The organism is Lysinibacillus parviboronicapiens (genome assembly GCF_003049605.2).
Lineage (GTDB): Bacteria > Bacillota > Bacilli > Bacillales_A > Planococcaceae > Lysinibacillus > Lysinibacillus parviboronicapiens.
Genome location: NZ_CP073713.1, coordinates 4,079,124 through 4,101,468 on the forward strand (window position 1 = coordinate 4,079,124; position 22,345 = coordinate 4,101,468).

Genomic DNA, 22,345 nt, shown 5'->3' on the forward strand with positions numbered 1-22,345 from the left:
AAATTCAGAAAACATTATAATTAACGTATAAATTAACTGTCATATAACAGGTGTTTTTTTATGCGAGGTGTATAAAATGTTAACAATAAAATTAGCAGAAGAAATTGTGCATCAAACAATGTTGCGGTTACATCGCAATATTAACGTCATTAGTCCAACCGGCGTTATTTTAGCCTCAGGGGATAAAATGAGGATTGAAAATATTCATGAAGGAGCTTTAGTTGTTGCAAAGACAAAAAATACACTTATCATTAATGAGCAAAATATAGACAGATACCCAAATACTAAACCTGGTATCAATATGCCAATTATGTATCAGGATGAAGTGATCGGTGTTATAGGGATAACTGGTCATTCGGAGGAAATGCTTGAGATTGCCAACCTAGTACAACTAACCACTGAAATCATGACACATCAGGCTATTGTAGAATCTAAAAGTGAATGGCAACGTAAAAATAACGACTATATCTTTGAAGCACTTGTCCATGGTAGTAAACTTGATGCAAATTTACAAGAACGCATGCAAAAGCTCCCATTCTCATTGGAAGCACCTTTCCAAATTTTACTATTGCATATAGAAGAGCCCTTCGATTCAGCTAATAGTATTACATTGTTTTTTGAGAATTTATTTTATAAACAACCTGTACTTTCAGGTCATAGTCAACTACACGAATACTACATATTACTAACTAACTGTAATAAAAATGTCCAGCAACAAATTTTCAAAGCTTTACGAAAAAAGAAACAGAAATTAGCTACATTGCAAATAGGTATTGGTCCTACTGTAAATAACCTGTCTCAACTCCCTCATAGCTATAATGGGGCCAAAACCGCCCTGGCATTTGCCAGTACAAATAACACGATGACTTATTTTGAAGATATTGAATTATTTTCACTCATGAAAAATCGAGATTCTGATGAAGTAAAAACCTTTCAGGAGCGCGTTCTCAACAACCTAAATACGAAGCAAATTGAAACATTACAAGCTTTTTTTGATTGCAATTTACAACTCAAGCTTTGTGCGCAACAGTTAAACATTCATCGCCATACCCTCAGCTATCGATTGAATAAAATTAGAGAGTTAACAGGTTACAATCCGCAATATTTTGATGACGCAGTGGTCTTAAAGATGGCTTGTTCCTTACGTTAATCATAAAGAGCTATCAGAAAAATAGTAGCCTACTGCACTGACCTAAAAATATGAGACAAATAAAACACCTTTCGTTGAAAAACGGGTATTGAATACCAAACAATCAACGTGGAGGTGTTTTTTCTATGGGTACAAGAGTAAGTTATCCAATTGAGATAAAAATGAAAGCGATTGAACCATTTGTGCACATAGGGGCGTGGCGAGAGCACCTTATACCGTTGACGAAAACAACGTGGAATACTGTCTAATAAAGATAGTCGAGATCAAGCGATTCGTGAAGCTTGTGCAGCCCATAAATATCGTTATGGCTATCGTAGTATCGCTACTTTATTTCCAGAAATCGCAGAAAAAACGGTACAAAGAGTGATGCAAAAATATAATTGGTCTTGTCGTGTCAAAGTGAAAAAGCGTACACGTACCGGTCAACCAGCGAACATAGCAGACAATACATTAGACCGTGATTTTAATGCAACAGCACCACTTCAGAAGCTCGTAACCGATATTACTTACGTGCCTTTTGGTCAGTCGATGTTATATCTTTCAAGCATCATGAATTTATACAACGGTGAAATCATTGCCTATACAGTCGGTGGTACACATAGCGATCAGGGCTCTGTGTATACATCATATGACTATCAAGCAGCAGTAAAAGAAAAAGGAATTACCATGAGCATGTCCCGCAAAGGCACGCCCGCTGATAATTCCCCAATCGAAACGTTCTACCTCGACGGAATACACAGCACGTCTAATGCTTGTGTGATTCGAATCTGCGAAGAATATATACACTATTATAACAATATTCGTATCCAAACGAAACTAAACAACCAGTCACCGGTAAAATACCGTCAACTGGCAGTTTAAAAGGTGTTTTCTTACTGTCTCAAAAAAAAGGTAGTCAGTGCCGTTTTTCTGATAGCTCTTTATTTTTAAGCATTATATAAATCATTTAACAGTTCGATTTTTTTTGCTGTTGCTTCTTCAAATGTCATGATATAGGCTGCAGGATCCTTAGGATTATGGAACTGTGTAATCTTCCCTGTTTCTGGATGTACAAATTTCGAAGATGCCCCACAACCAATTCCTAAAATGGTCTGTACTTCCTCCATTATAACGATATTATAGATACTTTCCTCTCCCGCTTTGCTATAGCCGACATTTTCCAAATTCCCTAATATATTTTTTTGACGATATAAATAGTAAGGTACATAATCATTATCCTTCGCCCACACCTGCGCCATCTGCATCATTTCGGCGACAGTATCACGGTCTGCTACCTTGTATTTATCTTTATTGCGTGTCATTTCTGATGCTCGCTTAAATGATAGCGTATGAACTGTTAACGACTCTGGTTGCATTTTTTCTGATTCATCCAATGAATGCTGGAATTCGTAAATCCCCTCATTTGGCAAGCCAATAATTAAATCCATATTAATGTTATTCATACCTGATTCACGTGCTAGCCAAAACTTATCAATGGTTTCCTGCACCGTATGATGACGACCAATTGCCTTTAACGTTTCATCCGTATACGACTGAGGATTGACACTGATGCGATCAATGCCCCATTTTTTCAGCACAGCTAATTTTTCTGGTGTAATTGTATCAGGACGTCCTGCTTCAACTGTCACCTCACGAATGGTTTCAGGATGAGGGAAAGATTCATACATCGTTTGATACAATGCATCCATTTCATCGGCCTCTATAGAAGTTGGTGTACCTCCCCCCCAATAAATCGAAGTAATTTTCATCTTATTTTCCGTCAACCATTTTCCCATTTCACGCAGTTCAATATGGAGTCCGTCTAAAAATGTAGCTACACGACCTTGCTTGCGGTTACTGCCAATTGCATAAGCTGGGAATGTGCAGTATGCACATTTCGTCGGGCAAAATGGAATGCCGATATAAACGCTAATTTCTTTACCGATGTTATCTAAGTCGGGAATTGTCACTAGCTGACGATCCACTATTTCCTTTAAAAGCTCAACCTTTTCCTGTGACAGGCGGAAATCTCGTATAAGTACCTCAGCAATTTCTGCATCGTTCATGCCAGCCTTTCGGAATTTATGATACAGTTTTGTTGGTCGCACGCCTGTTAATATTCCCCATTGTTGATGCATACCCGAATACTGTTCTAATACATCTAAAAATACATGTGATAATGCACGCTTCATCCGTATATTTAGCTCACGTCCCACAGCTTCAGTATCGTATTTAATATGATAATCATTCGTATATCGTTTGCCATCTACCTCTAGGATAGCATTCGTATATACAGAGAAATCTGCTTCAACGTGGTATGTAAAAGTAACCGCCATATCAGCTCCATGTGCTTCAACTTTTAGCTTGGAATCCTCAAAAAATAAATTCGCAATATGATTTAAAACTCGAATCCAATCCTCAGGATATTTTTGATCTATGTGAATAATTTTCATCTTTTTCGCTCTCTTCTTTCAATATTCCATTTTTACCGAAATGACCGATAATTGATTGCATCAATAGTTTAACAAATTTTGATAAGCTTACGCAAAGCTACTATGTTAACCACCTATAAAGACTGAATATTCTGAATAAAAATAGACATAAAGGTGGTGTTGATAATGGTCCTTATGAAAAAGCATTATTTTTCTTCCGTTTCAAGCTTCACCCACAAAATAGAAGTGACTTTCCATTATTTTGATTTACAATATTGTGATGATTTTTTATAACAGTTATACTAAAATATCAAACTCATCAGGTTCTTTGTGATTTTATATATATTTTAGATCATCCAGAGGTTTACGGTGCCATCTCTATCAACGAGCATTATGCAAATGCAAAAAAGTTTTTTGAACAGCATGTCCATCACACACTACTGTATTCTGATGAATTACTATTAGCTCAAAACTTTACGGATACACATTCCTTCAAAAAAACATCCGACAATTATCATTTGTTTTTGCCAAAAAAATAAAAAGCACACTACTAAAATTAATTAGTAATGTGCTTTGCCACATAAAATATTGAGCACTATAAACGGACTTTAAACAATCTAGCTTACTTTCAGATATAATGCTTATTAATTACTTCTCGTAAAAACACCATATTTAAATTATTTTAAATAAGTCTCTACAAATTCAACAGGTACATACGTTTTTTGATCCTCTAACAATGCTGGCGCTACCTCTAAAGGAAACAATGCTTTATTATAACCAAACATTTTTTCTCCACGAGTAATTGTGTACGATAAATTACCTTTTGAAATAATTGCGCCTTTCCCTGTTGACTCTACAGTGTAGCCAAGCTTTTCTGCAATCACACGTAATGGCACCATCTTCGTTCCATCTACTTCATAATAATCAGTCGCTAGTATTTCTGCGATTTCTGCTTGTACATTTGGAATTTCCGTAGTATTTTGTTTCTCATCATCAAGAACTATTACTTTCGAAGGCGTTGTTTGAGCTGGGATACTTTTTGTTGATGCTGTATAGAACACAACTAAATGTTTCTCTGCTAAGTCTTCCGCCGTTACTTTATCTCCCTTTATATTTAAAAGCTCAGTATTTTCAGCAATATTTAATTTTAAAATATCGTAAGTATTTGTTAAGTTTTCAAAGAAATAATCGACTTCTACAAAACCTGCTTCCTCTGTTTCAACTATGATAACATCAGGATTGAATTGTGGTGGGTAAATGGCTTTTTGAGGCTTGTTTGCAAATGTGTAAGCTACTACTTTATCGCCTTTTTGAAGTTCCACTTTTTTCCCTGTATTATCAAAAACAAGTGTATTTTTTGTTACCTCAAGAATATTCGATTGTTCACCGTCTTTTAACGTGTAATATGTAATGTTTTCACTCACATTTACATGATCGATTGTTCCATACGTGTTGTTGAAAATATGGACTGGATCAATTTGAATCTGTGGAATTTGCTGTTCTGCATTTGTCGAACTTCCTTCATTAGCTGAAGCAACTGGTGTTACTACTGCGCTTCCAAATAACAATGCTGTCATTGCTACGGGTACGAATTTTTTCATCTTCATCATAATCTCTCCTCATTTTTAAGTTCATGGAAGTAGTAGCTTTAAAATGGAAAAAGTTACAGCTTGCACAGGAAAATTTATGATGAAAAAGAAAAATACCAATTACCTAACACATTTAGATTTATAGGTATATTCACGTAAAAGGAGACCACTCAAATTTTGAGAAGTCTCCCATTACATATACTCGGCGCAACTTATTCTTTAACAAGTTCGCTCAAACCTGTAATATCAATGCCTTTTAAAGCTTGCGTTGCCAGTCGATCCGCTTCTGAATTATCTTTGCGCGATACTGGCTTGTATTCAGGCTGGATCCCTAGTTCGTTTAACTTTGCGTCAATTTTATCTGCCCAATTTGCTAGGTCTTTTTCTAGTGCTGGCCATTCTCCACTTAATTGATTGATAACAACTTGCGAATCACCCACAAAGCTAATAGGTAGATGATGTACATTTAATAATTCTAACTCCACTAAACTTAAATAGAGCGCTGCATATTCTGCTTCGTTATTTGATTTGAGTTCAGCGGAAGAGGCATTTCTTCTTAATCTGTATGGCCTACCATTCTGTTCATAATAAATGACACATCCTAAACCTGACTGATTTGTCGTACGGTCAAATCCCCCATCAAAATAGACCGTAATGTTATGTGGCTCAGTATCAACTTCTTTTAAGTATGCCTTTAACTCTTTAATCGACCATATTACATCTTGGCGATCGTTGAAGTGTAGTGACTTCACGCGACCTGTACGCTCCATATCCTCTGCTAATAATAAGGCTTGGGCTGCCGGCATTTCATTAGAGTGCAAAACTGTCCCCGCACCTTTTGGCGTTTTATAGGTCCATTCAATTGATATATGCATAACATTCCCTCCATTAATTTAAATAATTATACGTGCTCAATCATGGGCATGAATGGCATTGAATGATCATTACTCGTTAACTTTAAATACGCCAACAATCAGACCTGTTGAAGTTGTAGAAACAACTACTACATAAAGTTAAAACGTGTCTCGATTTACTGAGACACGTTTTCTACTTACCTGTTATATGTGCAAATATCCTTTTAATTATTCCTATAAAAGCGATTTAGCTAAATGCCAAGCTGACAATGGCTTAAGCTGATAGCATTTACAATATCGCCGGTCGAACCATCATTTTCGACGATTGATGAGAAAACCTAGTTACCTTTATTTATTGAATACCCTCATACAATGACTGTATTGGTTTTACTAAAATGCGGTTTACCTCTTCAATAACTTTGCTTAGCTTCATCTCTGCTTCAAGCATAGCGGAGATTTTTTCATTTTGCTGTGCAAGCTGTGCTGCTTTTTGCGCATAGACAAGTTCATCTTCTAGCAAATCTTCACCTGCTAATTGCTTTTTCTGTAATTCAATTTGAATTTTACGGAAATTTTTAAAAACATTTAACGCTTCTTCGTCTGCCTTGACAACTGCTACAGCCTCTTTTAAAGTTTCAAATTCAGGTGTTTTACGGAAAGTACCCTCTAAAGCATTAATTTCATTATAAATATTAATCATCAACATAATCTCCTTTTTAAATAAAATGAACAATTAAACCTTGCACAACCCCAATCAAACCACCAAGTACGGCACCAAGAACGGTAATCATTTTGAATTCTCGCTTGGAAATACCTAATACAAGCTCTTCCAGCTTGGCTACAGGGAAAGAATCCACCTGCTCGCGAACAACTTCCTGTAAGTTTAAACGCTTCAACACATCTTCTAATTTGTCTTCAGCCTGGATGAACGCTTTTTCGATTAATCGTGGAACAACACTTTCTTGCATCCATGAACTACCCTCAGGCCAATAATACGATATTGGATGATTTAATCGTTCTGCTACTGCTAATTGCTCTTTTACATAACTTTGTAAATTCGCTAAAATCGGTTCAAAGTTAATATCCTCTAAATAATCCATAGCTGGACGATCCTTTAGTTTTTCCCATTCCTGCATGAAAATTTTAGTTAACAGTGAATTCGTACCAGGAGTCTGTAAGAACTTCACAAGTTCACGTTGAACCTTGCCTACTAGCGATGAGGAATCGCCCAAAAACATATTAATCATGCCACCTAGAGATCCCTTAGAAGATAAGAAGTCATCGATCATAGCCTTTATTGTCAATTCACCTTCTGCTGATAAAAAATACTCTTCGCCCTTTTCCAAAATATGTCCAACTGCTACTGGAATTTTCGCATCAATTGTATTTTGAATGTCCGCTGATAACAGTGTACGAATTGATCTCGTTGATAATGTATTCTTGACTGATTCAAATTGTCCCACAACAATTGCTTCTACTTTTTGTTCAATTGTTGTTGGCATGTTAGAAAAGCCAGCTAAATTCAGCCAATCTTGAATCGTTTTATCCTCAGTAAAAATAGTTTCTTGTACTTTTGCTTGTACAAACTGCTCTACCTTGTCTTGAATATCCTTTGAGAAAAATTTCTTTCTAAAAGTTTCAGGCGTTAATAAATAATTTACAACCGTTAACCCTAGCTGCTTTGCTAATTCATCGCGTCGTTTCGGAATAAGACCCGGTGTAAATGGCACTCGCCAATTTTTAATATATTTAGCTTCATGGGGTCGAAATAGCATTTTTATTGCTAAGTGATTCGTAACACCACCAATTGCTGCCCCGATGATTGCCATAAATAATAATGTCCCTAGTAAATTGTCCATTAGCATCCTCTCATTCCAATCGTATTCACTTTGGCGTATTTTGTCGCCTGCTGCACTCATTATAGCAGAGCAATGAAATTCCACGAAAGAAATACCCCCATAAAAGTGAATAGTTGCAAATTAACCACTATCCTTGAATAATGATAAATAAATACAGATGGAAATGAGGATGTCTATGATTCAGCATTTTAGCTTTAAGCCTCTTTTTGAAAACACACAGCTCCCAGGCTGGGCAATATCGTTCTTCTACCTTCGCGAACGCTATGTTGCAGAATATTTAAAAGATGGTGAAATTCAATGGATTGGACCTATACCGCCAAATGAAGACGATGTTAAAAAAATGATACATGAGCTAATGCTTTACCATGTTTACGATTAAATAAACAACAATTTTTTACTCCTACATCTCATAAATATGCAGAAATTTCCCTACTATTCGGACTCTTATTTTGCAAATATTGCTTATTTATATTGAAATTCCTGTATTATTCTTATACATTTATTAAATAAGGTTATTTTTAAATGTTTTTATATGCAGGGGGCTATTTCAATGAGTAAAGTCACACTTTCAGATGACTTAAACAGTTACAATTCAAAAGTATTAATACGTGCTAAGGTAAAGGAACTTTTTTCTGAATTTTCCGCTAAAATTTTCGAATTAGCCAGTGATACAGGCACTATTGATAGTAAAGAATTTGAGATTCTTACTGGTTTTAGCAGTAATTTTTATAATGAATATTGCAGCCAATTAAAAGCTTTCTTTGATTCATCTACTAGCACATTGGGAAAACGTTCGATCAAGAATATGTATTTATCATATAACGGAAATAATTATGTTTTAACACAACAAGGGCTTACAGATAAAGCCCCTATTACAATCTCTGCGTTTTCCGGTGTACTTCCTTTAAAAGAGACTGTACACGATGTGGAAAAGGCTTGTCTTAAATTACGTTTCCAACAACAATAAAAACGTATGAAAAGTAAAGAACTATAAAAGGTTTTGTCGCTTTGTAGCGCTATATTCACGTTCGTACAGAAAAAGAGGTTATCTCACATGAGACAACCTCTTTTTTGTTGCATATTGAAAATAATTCATTTAAAAAAATCCGCAAGTAAAACTCTCTTGAGATTTTTGACGTGTCGTTTTATATGAGATATAACTGCTTCTTTCTCTAAACAAACTATCCTTGCTCCATATAAAGTTAGCATATTGTATTTTAATTTTCAATCATTTGTCATTTGAAATAAAGCTTTTTTCACCATGAAATGTCTTCTTTAATTCCATCGAAAAAGTGGTTGTCAATATTTGTGTTTTGCTACTAAATAATTTATGATTGAAACATCCAACAATTTTTTAAATCATAGGAGGTGTACACTTTGTTTACTTCCCTCATTTGGGCGGGGGCAAAGGAATTATTTGGACGGAGACATATTGGAAATAACCATAAGGTTGGCGGCATTCGCCCTACTAATTGTAATGACAGGATTTTTTGTTGCAACAGAGTTTGCTATCGTTAAAGTGAGAGCTACCCGGATTGATCAATTGCTTGCAGAAGGACATAAAAAAGCCAAAAATGCAAAACGGGTTATTTCAGATTTAGATGAATACTTATCTGCATGTCAGTTAGGTATTACCATTACTGCACTTGGTCTTGGTTGGCTTGGTGAACCTACATTTGAAATCATTTTACATCCAGTGTTTGAATTCTTAAATTTGAACGGTAGTGTAACATCTATCCTTTCATTCATACTTGCATTTTCAATTGTAACTTTTATGCATGTAGTTATTGGGGAATTGGCGCCAAAAACTTTAGCCATCCAAAAAGCAGAATTTGTCACATTAAACCTTTCTGGCGCATTAATTTTATTCCACAACATTACGTATCCCATCATTAAATTGTTAAACGGTTCTGCACGTGCTTTAACAGGAATGTTTGGGCTTAAGATGATGTCAGAATCAGAAGTAGCACATACTGAAGAAGAGCTACGAATGATTTTGTCAGATAGTTTAAAGGGTGGAGAAATTAATAACTCAGAATATGAATATGTTAACAGTATTTTCGAGTTCTCAGATCGTCTTGCAAAAGAAATTATGGTACCGCGTACAGAAATCGTTGGCATCGAGAAAGAACTGACGATTAAAGAAGTATTTGATTTAATGGGTGTAGAACAATATACTCGTTACCCAATTATCGATGGCGATAAAGACCATATAATCGGCTTAGTAAACATGAAACACTTATTAACGGCTTACATTAAAGATCCTGCAAATGGTGATAAACCTGTGCTTGACTATATGCAACCGATTATACGTGTTATGGAAACAACGCAAATTAATGATTTATTACTAAAAATACAGCGAGAACGTATTCATATGGCTATTTTAATGGATGAATATGGAGGAACGTCAGGTTTAGTAACGATTGAAGATATTATCGAGGAAATTGTCGGAGATATTCAAGATGAATTCGATGAAGATGAAATCCCTGAAGTACAAGAAATTGCAGATAATCATTTCATTTTAGATGCAAAAATGCTACTAGAAAACGTCAATGATATGCTAGGTACTGACATAGAAGATGATGATATCGATACAATAGGTGGTTGGTTCATGACGAAACGTTTTGATGCTGTTGAAGGTGATAGCATCGAGGTACAAGGTTATGAATTCACAGCTAAAGAATTAGATGGTCACCATATACTATACTTAGAAGTTCTGAAATTACCTGAACGTGATTTAGCAAATGAATTCGAAGAATTAAAAGACTCTAAATAAACATGCTAACACGACTCCCTTTCATATAAGGGGGTCGTTTTATAATGTCCTAAAGTTTTGCGAGGAGGAAACAAAATGGAGCTCTATACAAATTTACGTCAAGGGGAAAAAGGTGCTTGGTTATCCATCGGTACTTATTTAATACTGAGCTCAACTAAGCTGACAATTGGTTATTTAGGGACATCTGAAGCATTAAAAGCAGATGGACTGAACAATACAACTGACATCATCGCATCAATTGCTGTATTAATCGGCTTACGTATCGCGCAAAGACCACCCGATTCTAATCACCAATATGGCCATTTACGCGCTGAAACCATTGCATCACTAGTTGCTTCATTTATTATGCTGATTGTCGGCTTACAGGTGCTTATCAATTCTTTAAAGAGTCTCTGGGAGCCTAGTGGTACAACACCATCTTTATTAACTGCCTATGTTGCAATAGGCAGTGCCATTGTTATGTATGTCGTCTATCGCTATAATTTAGCATTAGCTAAAAAGATTCGCAGTGCTGCTGTAAAGGCTGCCGCTTACGACAATCGTTCAGATGCCCTCGTTAGTATTGGAACAGCAATCGGGATTTTCGGCGCTATTTTCGGCTTTCCGATTATCGATACACTGACAGCATTAGTAGTGGCCTTTCTTATTATTAAGACAGCCGTTGAAATCTTTTGGGAAGCGGTTCAAAGCCTAACAGATGCCTTTAATATTGATGAAGTGGAAACATTATCCGTATTAATACGTAATGTGGAGGGTGTGATTGAACTCTTGGATTTCAAAGGGCGTGCTCATGGCAATATGTACTTTATCGATGTAACGGTCACTGTGAATCCTTATTTAAATGTCTTTGAAAGTCACCGTATCACAGAAGAAATCGAACACACTGTGATGCGCGAAAATCCATTTTGCCAGGTGCTCGTGCATATTGAACCACATATTGAGATCATTAACTAATCATACAATAAACCTCCATTATCATTTTTAATGGAGGTTTCCGTATTATCTTTTTATAACACAATCATGCAGGTATATCATGCTCTAATTCATTAGTATATTATTATTACTTAACTTTATTGATTATGTTAAGTAAACAAATAATCCCAAGTTACGATAAATTCTTCGTAACTTGAGATTATTAATTAAATATTTTCAATTGTAAATCTACAATCTACCATAATTCTTTTTTTAGATATTAATAACCGTACATCGAGTATGCAAAATGATAGATGTTATCCACTACTTCAACACTTGGTTTATCTGTAACATAAACATAAACATCACAGTAGTCATAGTAATGAGTAGATGTTGTTATATATTGGGATATAGCACCAACTGCTGGTGGTAATGTAAGATTGACAGTGAATTTACCAGTATTATCTGTAGTTGCTACACCTGTTCTTACTGCATTATCCGCTGTTCCTGACCATGCATCATTTAGATAATTACCTGTCACACTTGTATAAGGTATACCATAAATGTCACCAGTTTCTTTATCTTTATAAGTTACATACCCTATTATATCCAGGAATCCTTTTGCTCTATAATGTTTTCCATAATAATACCCTGAAGGATAGTCATTCATACCTTGTTCCGAATTATAATCTTTAATAACTATATTTTCCGGTTTCATAATAGGCGTTAAACTTAATGTGTAGTTTTGAAGATCACTTGCATTAAAATTATTTATATCCCCACTATAAGTTACTCTGATGTAATATTTCCCTGTGTTAACAGAAATATCCCCAGAACCATTTAATAATTTCTTCATTTTCATATATCCATTAGATACATCTTCATACACTTCAATTTTGCTACCGTTAACTGAAGCAGATGAAATTGAAAAATTAACTTTATCATAGTTTCTAGTAGATGGTACATTAATTACATACCAATCGTTGTCTATAGGAGAACTAATATTTCTTGAATTTAAAAGCGCTCCTCCATTGCCATAAGTAAAATTCTTGGCTTTACTTGCATGTTCATCTGTCTCGAAATTATCATAAGGGTGACTAATTGAATAATTCAAAATAAAGGATTCGTTTATACTACCACCTTGAGATGAATGTACATAAATGTAATATGTTTGTGCAACATTACTTGTATTTATAACACCAACTGCCTCAGGAAGTGTTCCATCAGAATTTAAATGTGTATAGTGTTCTGACCCATCAAGAATAACACTACCAGTTGAATCAAAAATGTATAAATCATAATCTAATGCAGAATCACTTGGTTGCTTCATTTGTGCTTGTAATAATATTCCTGGATTAATGTTTATTGAATATGTTTTAGAATCTCCGGTACCTGATAAATAATCCGATATTGTTCCAGTTGCTACAGCCCTTGCTTGCTTTGAATTGTTTAAATCAGGTATATTCCCTTCTGAAACTATATCAGTAATTGTTTTTATACGATAATCATTTTCCATTTGTTTATTAAAATTAGTTGGGAAATCCGTAATTTCAGTTGGTGTTAACTCTTTAATTTCCAGTTCATTATCATAGATAACCTCTAGTCCGTTATTATCTATCATGGTTTCTTCCGCTGCATTAGCTTGATTTGGAGAATTTAAAAATAGCGAACTCAACAAGCAGAAAACAGCAATATTTTTCCATTTATTCATATACTACCTCCTAATATTTTAGTATTCAAAATACATATTTTTATATGATATTTAATTGATACACGTTTTAAGTTAGCTTACTCAACTAACTTTCTCTATAACACTCACTCCTACAGAACTGTATGGCATTGTTATTATAATAAACATACTTCAACTCGAGCTATACTTAGTTTACATGCAGTTATTCTAACTATTCCAGTGCGTGTTTCCGAATAAAAAGAGACGGAAATTCACACTTGACATATTCGTTTTTATAAGAAAATAGATATATTTTCTCTATTAAACAACCTAAAAAAACGACAATATACTATTCAAAGATAGCATTTTGCCGTTTGTAAGTGTATCTATAATTCATCTAAAAATAGCATTTTTCAAGAATTGAATATCTCTGTATAATCCTATATTAGAATAAGTTATAATTAATTTTGTTTCTATTAAGCTGTAGGATTTTAGATACCTAATAACTTCTTTTTTGGACAGCTAATTCACTCCATTTTATCGCCGCCTCAGCTCGTGATTCAACATCGAGCTTAGAAAAAATTGTAGTAAGCTCTTTTTCAATTGTCCGCTGACTTAAATAAAGCTCTAAAGCTATTGCTTTATTCGTCAATCCATTCCTTACTAGATCTAAGATTTTACGTTCTCGATCTGTTAAACTAACAGGCTTTTGACAACATAAATTATGTATTTTAAGTCGATTAAGTAACGAAAGTGAAATAATGATTTTCCCCTGTCTTGCATATTGAATTGTATCAACCAATTGCTTTCTACTTTCTGCTTTACTTATAAATCCTGAGATGCCCCTGTCCAATAAATCTGGCACATATTTTTCAATATTGTAACCTGTATAAATAATTGTGATTGCTCCTGGATGAATTTTAAGTAATAAATCTATAAATTGTATACCATCCATCCCTGATAAGTTAAATTCTATCAGGTAAATATCATAAACTACTTCGGTTAAATATTGTAAAGCAATACATGGATCCGTAAAAACCTCCACCTGACAATCAATTTCTTCTTGTAATATAGCTCGAGCTCCCTCTCCAATCGCAATATGATTATCTAAAACCATAATTTTCAATGCCTTCACCTATTTTCATAGATATTTTGATTGTAGTACCACAAGCATGGTACTGTAAAATTTCACATGTACCTTGGTAATATTTAGATTGCTCTTATCCCCTTCAGTCCCATACTTTGAATTTTATCCTACTGATATTCGCATTTATATACACAATATAATCTGATGCGATTGTGACTTTAGCTGCATATAATCATTTAGGTTTATATAAAGGAAATGCCTTAAAAATCGTATCATGAATCTTTATTGATAATCGCAAAACCCTCTAGTGTTTACTCTATTTTTTACTGAACTACTACCATGGTAAATGTAGGTAATCTAAAATATTAAATTTGGAATCATTCATTAGGAGAATTTTCAATAATACCTTGTTTATAACATAAGAACAATTCAAGCATTTATAAACTCTGATGGGTATTTATATGATGGGTATTTATATAAAGGGGTTTCTGCTGTTAATGCCTATAAAATTGTTAATTATGCACCACTATCTAACTATTTAAATTTAATAATAGATTATTTAGATAGTTTAAATTATTTAATTTTTAGCTAGTTCAAATAGTAGCTAAAACTGCAATCTAAATATTGTAAAAAGTTGTTAAACGGTGTTTAATTTCACTTAATAGTTAATAATTTTCCACAATAATCTTAATTGTTTGCTTAAACGTTCTCATTCTTCCCTACCAGAAATTTAATTCCAAGTATATACCATTTTATCATATTTGGTTATTATTGTATTAAAATTTAAATAATTGACTAAATTCTTTAATAATAGGATTTACGAGTAGTGGATTAGAATTTTTAACACCTATATAACCCATTAATTACAATAAAAAAAAGTCTCCTATCACTTATAGTGTAAGAAACTTGTTTTTTACATAATATACAAAGCTAAACATGAACATTACTTTGGTCATTTTTCGTATTCCTATTATATGGATTAAATACGTCCTGTAAGGATAAAAGGCTTGTTTTTACTTTTAAAATTGCCATCAAATCATTTTCACTTTTTTATTTTTACTTAATCGCAATATAGATATCAACTTGCGCCTCATTTGGATTGGCGCATCGTTCATCATACTTTTCGAAATCGCCAGTATACGTTCTATCTACCGCAGAGTTGGCAAACCATGCCCAAATATCTTGCCATGCTTTAATGACAACCTCAGTAACTGGGCCTATTTCCGATGTAAAGACAAGATACTTTGCGGCTGGGACTATCTTTGCCGCCATGCCTTTAGGAACTTCATCAATTGCTGAAACTTCCATACCAAGTGACAATGAATAAATCCCATTGACATCACTCTCGTAGTCACAATACAAACCATATGTTACGGCATGGTTCACATGATTTGCTATTTGTTGCCCGACATTTTGTTCATAAAATGCAGACCACAGTTGAGGTATTTTTGCTTGTGCTGTTAGCTCATTAGCATTACTTGTCCGCGTCGTAATACCTATCACGTTAAAAGAATCTTTCTCAATGACAACCGGTTCAATCCTTTCACTCTTTCTCCATCTCTTTAAGCTTGGTAAAAAGGTAGCTAACATTTGGCGTGCTTCCTCTTCTGTCATCCCCTCCTCTTTCAAATGGGGCACACATATTTCAATCATTTCTTTCATTGTCAGATCAGGTTGCTTAAATTCACCTTCTCCATAACAATATGTACAATACGCTACACTCACTTGTCCCTCTTTTTCGGTACCAAATAATGCTGCTTCCACTAATGGCATTCCACAACTTTGACAACAACTTTGCATGTTTAAATCCACCTTTCGTCTATTTGACATTACTTTAACAAACCAAACATGACATCTGTATGTCATCTATTGAAAGGAAATATTTTAATTTTCATTGTCTTTATATAATTTCACAATTTCTAGAGCTCGTTGTTGCACAATCTCACCTATATATGTTGGGTTAAGAATTTTTATTCGATTACCAAAGCTAAGTAAGAAACCGTATAGCCATTCATCTTCTGGTAGGGAGATGTGAACACTTAAATTTTCGATATTTACATTTTCAGTGCCAAACGTCTCTTCCATCAATGTCGCAACTTTAGGATCAAATGACAATGTAAGATCAACTAAGTTTTGAGGCTGAAACCAGTCTTCATTCCATGGAAGTGACGATAAATTAATTTCCTTGCGTTCAAAAGATATCATCTCTTTATTTAAATTCTTCATCCTCGAAACCTTAAATAAACGGAAACTTTCCCTTAGTAAACAATAGCCATACACAAACCAGACTTTCCCCTTTTGTACTAAAGTATGTGGCTCAATAAGACGTTCGGTTGTCTGTCCAGAAGCTGTAGAATAGGTAAAACTTACACAGAACTCATTTGCAATTGCTTTTTTCAATAGCGTAATCTGTTCTTTTAAGATGACGTTATGCCCCCAAGGACTAAGATCAATGAATAATTGATCAATGGATTGCTTCACCTTGTCATCTGCAACACCCGCTAATTTTTCAAGCACTGCCTCCGCATGGGCATCTTCATAGGAGGTCAGCGCGCTCTTGATAGCAATAGAAAGAGAAGCAAGCTCTTCCTTTGTTAACACTTGCTTATCCACTCTATAGCCATCTATTAAACTTATCCCTCCGTTCACTCCTTGCTGGCTCACAACGGGTACCCCAGCGAGACTTAGTGTTTCAACATCCCGATAAATCGTGCGCACCGACACCCCAAACAATTCAGCCAATTCGTGAGCCTTTACTTTTTTACGGTTAACTAAAATCATTGTCATTGTTAATAAACGGTCTAGTTTCATTTTCACCCTCCTTCTCTTTTAATTAAGTAGTTATAATTATCTTTTTTTTACTACAATATCCTCATTTTATTTCTTTTACCCATTTGTTATTAAGTATTATTTAAGTACTTTTTGAGTTTTTTTTAAGTCAAATGTACTATAATAACGCCTGATAAATTATTACAATCAATATGGTTTTTTGACAATAAAAGAAAAAAATAACTCAAGAATCTTGAATAAGTATTGAATGAGCTATTTTTCTATTTTAACCACGCTGTTTTTCGGTTTCATTAAAATAGTATGATAAGAAACGCTTATACAATTATTTCAATTCTCTTAACACAACATAAAAAAATTCTATCCTAATATATCAGGAGCCTTTTCAAAAGCAATGAACTAGAGTTTAATGGTCTTCAATTTAATTGTATAAAGGAGATTTTGATGTGATTAGAGCCGTTTTAATTGACAATGAACCTTTAGCTTTACACTATTTTCAAAATAAGCTACAAAACTTTCAACAAATTGAGGTAGTTCAAACCTTCACCAGTGTAAAACTATTCCTAAATAACCTTCCATCAATGGAATTCGAGGTTATATTTTTAGAAATTAAGTTAGATGAACTGAATGGGCTAGAAGTAGCGGATATTATAAAAACTGATCGTCCACATGTCAGTGTTATATTTATTACTTCGTATCGAGATTTTGCTATACAGGCATATGAAGTAGGTGGTCTGGATTATTTACTTAAGCCAATTAGCCTAGCACGCTTAGAAAAAACAGTTTTACGTATTGAACATGAATTTTCCATGCAACAACTAACACAACAAGCTTCTAATACAGTGTTAAATGTTCAATGCTTCGATCAATTTGCTGTTTATAGCAATAATAGCCTGGTATCTTTCAAAACTGAAAAGACGAAAGAATTATTCTCTTATTTTATTTTGCACCCGAACATGCCCATTCATCGCGATTATTTAATCGAAATACTTTGGCCCAATTTAGATTATGTACGGGCAAAATCTAACCTTCACACCGCTCTATCTTACTTGAGGAAAACCTTAACTAACATAGGGTATTCTAATTGTATTATTTTTTCCAATAAGTATTATATTTTTGAAAAACCTAATATTATGTGTGATTTATATGACTTCCAACAGTTTTATAGTGATTTTTCTAAATTAGAGTCCCCACCAATTTTTTTAATCAACCAATGCCTAACTATTTATAAAAATGGTTTACTAGTATATGATGATTACAGTTGGGCAACTACTTATAAAGATAAGCTTTATAAATCATACATAGATTTATTAGATAAAGGTTTTCAGGCTACTGTTTTAACTGATACTGAAACAGCAATTGATTATTTAAACACCTTGTTAGCATACGATCCTTACAACGAACAAAAACTTGAATACTACTTGCAAGTTCTCATGAATGCAGGTCATCATAAACAAGCACATAAAATACTTTTAGCTTATGAGCAAAAATTAAAAGAGGACTTGGCACTTTCACCAAGTCCCAATTTAAAGGAAATCTCTAAAAAATTATTTCAAAATAAATAAAATCCTATTTCATCAAAAACGACGGGCAACTACAAATTTGTAGGAACTCGCCGTTTATTATTTTTTTAGCATTGTTTTATTCATTTATTTTTTCATTACTAGTTATAAACCGCTACCTTCTGTCAATCCATGCTTTACAGCATAAAGAGCAGCTTGTGTACGGTCTTGCACCTGTAACTTCGTAAAAATATTAGAAATATGCGTTTTAACTGTTTTTTCAGTGACGAATAAAGAGGAAGCTATTTCTCGATTACTTTTTCCCTTTGTAAGCTCTGCAAGTACATCCTGCTCACGAGGCGTTAATGGATTTAACACATGAGGCGCGTTTTCTGATTCTTGTCGATCCATTTCAAGTGTAGACGTTGCTTCAGGATGTAATGTATTCTCACCCTGCATAATTCTGCGAATCGATAAAACTAATTCGTCTGGTTCAATATCCTTTAACTGATAGCCTGCTGCTCCTGCCTCCATAGCTGGCACAACATGATCTCTATCTGAAAAACTTGTTAGCATTAAAATTTGTATTTGTGGAAACTTTGCTTTAATGCGCTTCGTAGCCTGAATACCATCCATTTCTGGCATAACTAAATCCATTAAAATTATATCTGGCTGAATACTTTCAGCTAATGCCACTGCTTCAACTCCATTTTTGGCTTCCCCTACAACTTCAATATCCTTTTGTGTCTTTAAAAAGAATAATAATCCGCGACGGACTACATGGTGATCGTCTGCAATTAATACTCGAATCATTCTCGTTCCCCCTTTAATATGGCAATCTGATTAACAGCTCCGTTCCTTTGCCAATTTCACTAACCCAGTCAGCTGTGCCACCAACTGATTTTGCTCGATCTTTAATTGACTGCAAGCCCATTGACAGCAACCTGGCATTTTTATCAATGACAAAGCCTCGCCCTTCGTCACGAATAACAAGTAAAATATCTGTTGCCGTTACAGTAATATAAAGTGCCGCCTCTAATACGCCAGCATGGCGACGTACATTATTGAGTGCCTCCTGTGCTACACGAAATAACGTTTCTTCAATACGAGATGGAAATTGCAACACACCTGAAACCGTTATTTGGAGCTTTAAGCCAAGCATTTCCGCATAGACTTTAATAGCCTCTAACAAACCGTTTTCTAAGCCTTTAGGGCGCAGTTGCCAAATCAGGGCACGCATTTCTGTCAAAGCATCCTGCGTTAAATGCTGAATCTCCTTAAACGTTTCCTTTACATCACAATCATTACTCATTTCAATCCCTGCTCTAGCCGTCAATGTAACTGAAAATAGCAACTGATTGACAGAATCATGTAAGTCACGTGCTAGACGATTTCGCTCTTTGACAAGTGCCATTTCCTGCTCCTGTTTGGTTAGTAAAATGCGTTTAATGGCTGAACCCATTTGAAAGGCAACCGATTCAAGTAAAGCTAGTTCCTCCTCTGAAAAACGTACCGTATCTTTTGATGCTACATTGAGAACCCCGAAGCGCTCCTGCCCCGATTGCAATGGTACAGTTGCGTGGTGAGTGATACCTGCGTGATCACCAACATCTGCAGCTATAGCACTTTCAATACGTTGACATTCAATTATATTAGAAGCCTTTTTTAGTTCTTCATTGCGATAACGGGATACACACCAACAACCACCTTTTTTTAAATAATGACAATTGTTGTATTTCAGTGCCTCTGGTAAATTTTCATGGACAACGAGCTCTGGCCGGCCTTTAGCGTCAATAAAAAAAATCCAACCTGTTTCAAAATTTGTGCCATTTAAAAATTTCACAAGGGCGCCTTTTAGCATTGTTACGATTTCTGTTTCTTCATTTAGTAGCTCAGCGATTTCTTTTAAAATACTGATATTTGAGTGCTCGTTCTCTCTCACAACAACACCTCTTCTTTTTGGCATTACTAATTTTAATGATAACATTTCCAAGTCTGTAGCGTCTGTTTCAGCCATTCATACTTTAGACTGAATTTCATTTGATAGAAGTAGATACCACCATCCTAGCTAGTTAATTTACTTCTATATTCAGAACATCTATAATCGTACAAGTATAAGGTTAATATTAAGGGGAGTTTTAGTATGTCTAAAAAACAAGAAAACGGCTTATTATTCATTTGGATGGTCTCTGTAGTGGCAACATTAGGATCTTTGTACTTTTCCGAAATACGTCACTATGAGCCTTGTAAAATGTGTTGGATTCAACGTATTTTTATGTATCCAATTGTCATCATGACAACCATTGCGTTTATCCAAAAAAACACTCGTATTGCTGTAACAACAGCTGTATTTGCCATTATGGGTGGCTGTGTGTCACTATATCATTATGGTATTCAAAAACTAAGCTTCTTAGCAGATTCAGCCCCTTCATGTGGTGCAGTATCTTGTACAGGCCAATACATTAACTGGCTTGGCTTCATTACAATACCGTTTTTAGCGCTTACTGCATTTATTTTAATTGCAGGTGCAAGCTTCTATTTATTGAAAGCTACAAAAGAGGCAAAATAATTAACATGATACTATCCCTATTGGGCATAGGTGCTACAAATGAAATGTACTTTTTAAAATTAAAGGATAGCTACAAGAAAATTCGCGATACTCCTACGGGACAGCGAACCTAGCGAGACCCGCAGATGCCTTAACACCTGCGGGTCTCGCAAATCGCTATGGGAAATAGAGCGAATTTTTTATTTCCAAGTTTGATGAGTATACTCTAAGTAAAAAATAGATGAAGGGGCTTTTTAAAGCCTTCTTTTCCACGGAGGAAGATAGATGTTTCATTATCAAATAAATGAAAATAAGTTAACGGTTGAGGAGTTACTTCGCAATCATTGGAAACTAGGCAAAAAACTAGTACATGAATTACGTATGGCGAAGGCCGTCACAACAACTGACGGTGAGCCATTACTGTGGAAGGAACCACTTCAAGCAGGAACAATGATAAAATTTACATTTCCTATCCCCACTTCTAGCTATAAACCAACACCCGTATGTGCAATTGATATTGTATACGAGGACGATCACTGTTTGGTTGTATCCAAACCAAAAGGCATGTCCACACATCCAAATGATGCGCGTGATACGCATACCTGCATGAACCATGTGATGGCACACATCAAGGAACAGGGTGGTATGTATGCAGAACATGTTCATCGTCTTGATCAAGGTACACAGGGCTTGCTTCTTGTTGCTAAACATCCACTTGCCAAATCAATATTTGACCGAATGATAGAAGAAAAAACAATCATTCGTACGTATGCCGCTGAAGTCCAAGGTAATCTTCGTTCGACGACAGGAACTATTGCAGAATCTATCGGTAAAGATCGCCATCATGCAACGAGACGTGTCGTGTCAAATACAGGACAGCATGCGGTCACACACTATGAAGTTATAGCACGCTATAAACATTCTTGTGTTGTTCACCTGATTTTGGAAACAGGTCGAACACATCAAATTCGTGTGCATATGGCACATCTCGGTCATCCTATTATCGGCGATACTATGTATGGTGCACGTGAAACGGCTAGTGGTGACTACGAGCTACACGCCATCCAGTTAGAATTCGATCATCCATTTTTAAATAAGCTCATCGTAGTAAAGGATGAAAAACAATAACACTTTTCAAACAAGAGCCAGTAAATGAACAAGTACTCTTCAAGCCTTTGCTGGAGTCACGACCGCTTCCTAC

At 35.0% G+C, this 22,345-nt stretch carries 19 protein-coding genes and 1 pseudogene; 9 read left to right on the forward strand and 11 right to left on the reverse strand.

The features are described 5' to 3' along the window. The first annotated feature begins 76 nt into the window (after positions 1–76). Together C9J31_RS19735 and C9J31_RS19740 are read left to right on the forward strand one after the other, a co-directional pair. Complete coding sequence (locus tag C9J31_RS19735) at positions 77–1,150, forward strand: CdaR family transcriptional regulator (RefSeq protein WP_107951262.1); 1,074 nt, start codon at positions 77–79, stop codon at positions 1,148–1,150. Between the two features lie 178 nt (positions 1,151–1,328). After that, positions 1,329–2,011: pseudogene (locus C9J31_RS19740) on the forward strand (IS3 family transposase); the annotation flags it as partial. A gap of 65 nt (positions 2,012–2,076) precedes the next feature. Here C9J31_RS19740 and C9J31_RS19745 read toward each other — a convergent pair. The 5 genes from C9J31_RS19745 to C9J31_RS19765 form a co-directional block, all read right to left on the reverse strand. After that, the gene (locus C9J31_RS19745) at positions 2,077–3,582 is read right to left on the reverse strand and encodes a coproporphyrinogen III oxidase (RefSeq protein WP_107951264.1); all 1,506 of its coding nucleotides are present in this window, start codon (positions 3,580–3,582) and stop codon (positions 2,077–2,079) included. A 656-nt stretch (positions 3,583–4,238) separates the two neighbouring features. Then, the gene (locus tag C9J31_RS19750) at positions 4,239–5,168 is read right to left on the reverse strand and encodes a stalk domain-containing protein (protein WP_107951265.1); all 930 of its coding nucleotides are present in this window, start codon (positions 5,166–5,168) and stop codon (positions 4,239–4,241) included. Between the two features lie 194 nt (positions 5,169–5,362). Then, positions 5,363–6,025 (reverse strand): ribonuclease H family protein, encoded by a 663-nt coding sequence (locus tag C9J31_RS19755; protein WP_107951266.1) that lies wholly within the window; start codon positions 6,023–6,025, stop codon positions 5,363–5,365. 331 nt (positions 6,026–6,356) lie between these two features. Beyond that, on the reverse strand, positions 6,357–6,704 hold the full coding sequence (locus C9J31_RS19760) for a YlbF family regulator (protein WP_107951267.1): 348 nt from the start codon (positions 6,702–6,704) through the stop codon (positions 6,357–6,359). A gap of 16 nt (positions 6,705–6,720) precedes the next feature. Beyond that, positions 6,721–7,863, reverse strand: a complete 1,143-nt coding sequence (locus tag C9J31_RS19765) for a DUF445 domain-containing protein (RefSeq protein WP_107951283.1) — start codon at positions 7,861–7,863, stop codon at positions 6,721–6,723. A 175-nt stretch (positions 7,864–8,038) separates the two neighbouring features. Between C9J31_RS19765 and C9J31_RS19770 the strand changes: the two genes are divergently transcribed. From C9J31_RS19770 to C9J31_RS19785, 4 genes are all read left to right on the forward strand, one after another. Beyond that, entirely contained in the window at positions 8,039–8,242 is a 204-nt protein-coding gene (locus C9J31_RS19770) for a YheE family protein (RefSeq protein ID WP_107951268.1), read from the forward strand. A 171-nt stretch (positions 8,243–8,413) separates the two neighbouring features. Next, complete coding sequence (locus tag C9J31_RS19775; RefSeq protein WP_107926320.1) at positions 8,414–8,830, forward strand: hypothetical protein; 417 nt, start codon at positions 8,414–8,416, stop codon at positions 8,828–8,830. Positions 8,831–9,295: 465 nt separating this feature from the next. Beyond that, complete coding sequence (locus C9J31_RS19780) at positions 9,296–10,639, forward strand: hemolysin family protein (RefSeq protein ID WP_268807941.1); 1,344 nt, start codon at positions 9,296–9,298, stop codon at positions 10,637–10,639. Between the two features lie 75 nt (positions 10,640–10,714). Beyond that, positions 10,715–11,593: a cation diffusion facilitator family transporter gene (locus C9J31_RS19785; protein ID WP_107951269.1), complete on the forward strand. Its 879-nt coding sequence runs from the start codon at positions 10,715–10,717 to the stop codon at positions 11,591–11,593. A 238-nt stretch (positions 11,594–11,831) separates the two neighbouring features. Here the strand turns inward: C9J31_RS19785 and C9J31_RS19790 are convergent, their stop codons facing one another. The 4 genes from C9J31_RS19790 to C9J31_RS19805 all read right to left on the reverse strand — a co-directional run bounded on the left by C9J31_RS19790 (position 11,832) and on the right by C9J31_RS19805 (position 17,118). Then, the gene (locus tag C9J31_RS19790) at positions 11,832–13,262 is read right to left on the reverse strand and encodes a hypothetical protein (RefSeq protein ID WP_107951270.1); all 1,431 of its coding nucleotides are present in this window, start codon (positions 13,260–13,262) and stop codon (positions 11,832–11,834) included. A 457-nt stretch (positions 13,263–13,719) separates the two neighbouring features. After that, positions 13,720–14,337, reverse strand: a complete 618-nt coding sequence (locus tag C9J31_RS19795) for a response regulator transcription factor (RefSeq protein ID WP_238602030.1) — start codon at positions 14,335–14,337, stop codon at positions 13,720–13,722. Positions 14,338–15,363: 1,026 nt separating this feature from the next. Next, positions 15,364–16,107 carry an effector binding domain-containing protein gene (locus tag C9J31_RS19800; RefSeq protein ID WP_107951272.1) on the reverse strand — a complete coding sequence of 248 codons (744 nt, stop codon included), beginning with the start codon at positions 16,105–16,107 and terminating at the stop codon, positions 15,364–15,366. Between the two features lie 84 nt (positions 16,108–16,191). Then, positions 16,192–17,118, reverse strand: coding sequence for a helix-turn-helix transcriptional regulator (locus C9J31_RS19805; protein ID WP_107951273.1), 927 nt, complete (start codon positions 17,116–17,118; stop codon positions 16,192–16,194). A gap of 422 nt (positions 17,119–17,540) precedes the next feature. On the opposite strand from C9J31_RS19805, the gene C9J31_RS19810 reads away from it, so the two are divergent. After that, positions 17,541–18,659, forward strand: coding sequence for a response regulator (locus C9J31_RS19810; protein ID WP_107926314.1), 1,119 nt, complete (start codon positions 17,541–17,543; stop codon positions 18,657–18,659). Positions 18,660–18,761: 102 nt separating this feature from the next. Here the strand turns inward: C9J31_RS19810 and C9J31_RS19815 are convergent, their stop codons facing one another. Together C9J31_RS19815 and C9J31_RS19820 are read right to left on the reverse strand one after the other, a co-directional pair. Beyond that, positions 18,762–19,409 carry a response regulator gene (locus tag C9J31_RS19815; protein WP_107926312.1) on the reverse strand — a complete coding sequence of 216 codons (648 nt, stop codon included), beginning with the start codon at positions 19,407–19,409 and terminating at the stop codon, positions 18,762–18,764. Positions 19,410–19,422: 13 nt separating this feature from the next. After that, a complete protein-coding gene (locus C9J31_RS19820; protein WP_107926332.1) occupies positions 19,423–20,538 on the reverse strand; it encodes a GAF domain-containing sensor histidine kinase in 1,116 nt (371 codons plus the stop codon). A gap of 201 nt (positions 20,539–20,739) precedes the next feature. On the opposite strand from C9J31_RS19820, the gene C9J31_RS19825 reads away from it, so the two are divergent. Further along, positions 20,740–21,165: a disulfide formation protein C gene (locus C9J31_RS19825; protein ID WP_107926310.1), complete on the forward strand. Its 426-nt coding sequence runs from the start codon at positions 20,740–20,742 to the stop codon at positions 21,163–21,165. Positions 21,166–21,429: 264 nt separating this feature from the next. After that, positions 21,430–22,272 carry an RluA family pseudouridine synthase gene (locus tag C9J31_RS19830; RefSeq protein ID WP_107926308.1) on the forward strand — a complete coding sequence of 281 codons (843 nt, stop codon included), beginning with the start codon at positions 21,430–21,432 and terminating at the stop codon, positions 22,270–22,272. Positions 22,273–22,345 lie beyond the last annotated feature (73 nt).

Excerpts from the sequence above, each read along its gene's own strand:
- C9J31_RS19735 (WP_107951262.1), top strand. The coding sequence starts at position 77 with ATGTTAACAATAAAATTAGCAGAAGAAATTGTGCATCAAACAATGTTG.
- C9J31_RS19745 (WP_107951264.1), bottom strand. The coding sequence starts at position 3,582 with ATGAAAATTATTCACATAGATCAAAAATATCCTGAGGATTGGATTCGA.
- C9J31_RS19750 (WP_107951265.1), bottom strand. The coding sequence starts at position 5,168 with ATGAAGATGAAAAAATTCGTACCCGTAGCAATGACAGCATTGTTATTT.
- C9J31_RS19755 (WP_107951266.1), bottom strand. The coding sequence starts at position 6,025 with ATGCATATATCAATTGAATGGACCTATAAAACGCCAAAAGGTGCGGGG.
- C9J31_RS19760 (WP_107951267.1), bottom strand. The coding sequence starts at position 6,704 with ATGATTAATATTTATAATGAAATTAATGCTTTAGAGGGTACTTTCCGT.
- C9J31_RS19765 (WP_107951283.1), bottom strand. The coding sequence starts at position 7,863 with ATGGACAATTTACTAGGGACATTATTATTTATGGCAATCATCGGGGCA.
- C9J31_RS19770 (WP_107951268.1), top strand. The coding sequence starts at position 8,039 with ATGATTCAGCATTTTAGCTTTAAGCCTCTTTTTGAAAACACACAGCTC.
- C9J31_RS19775 (WP_107926320.1), top strand. The coding sequence starts at position 8,414 with ATGAGTAAAGTCACACTTTCAGATGACTTAAACAGTTACAATTCAAAA.
- C9J31_RS19785 (WP_107951269.1), top strand. The coding sequence starts at position 10,715 with ATGGAGCTCTATACAAATTTACGTCAAGGGGAAAAAGGTGCTTGGTTA.
- C9J31_RS19790 (WP_107951270.1), bottom strand. The coding sequence starts at position 13,262 with ATGAATAAATGGAAAAATATTGCTGTTTTCTGCTTGTTGAGTTCGCTA.
- C9J31_RS19795 (WP_238602030.1), bottom strand. The coding sequence starts at position 14,337 with ATGGTTTTAGATAATCATATTGCGATTGGAGAGGGAGCTCGAGCTATA.
- C9J31_RS19800 (WP_107951272.1), bottom strand. The coding sequence starts at position 16,107 with ATGCAAAGTTGTTGTCAAAGTTGTGGAATGCCATTAGTGGAAGCAGCA.
- C9J31_RS19805 (WP_107951273.1), bottom strand. The coding sequence starts at position 17,118 with ATGAAACTAGACCGTTTATTAACAATGACAATGATTTTAGTTAACCGT.
- C9J31_RS19815 (WP_107926312.1), bottom strand. The coding sequence starts at position 19,409 with ATGATTCGAGTATTAATTGCAGACGATCACCATGTAGTCCGTCGCGGA.
- C9J31_RS19825 (WP_107926310.1), top strand. The coding sequence starts at position 20,740 with ATGTCTAAAAAACAAGAAAACGGCTTATTATTCATTTGGATGGTCTCT.
- C9J31_RS19830 (WP_107926308.1), top strand. The coding sequence starts at position 21,430 with ATGTTTCATTATCAAATAAATGAAAATAAGTTAACGGTTGAGGAGTTA.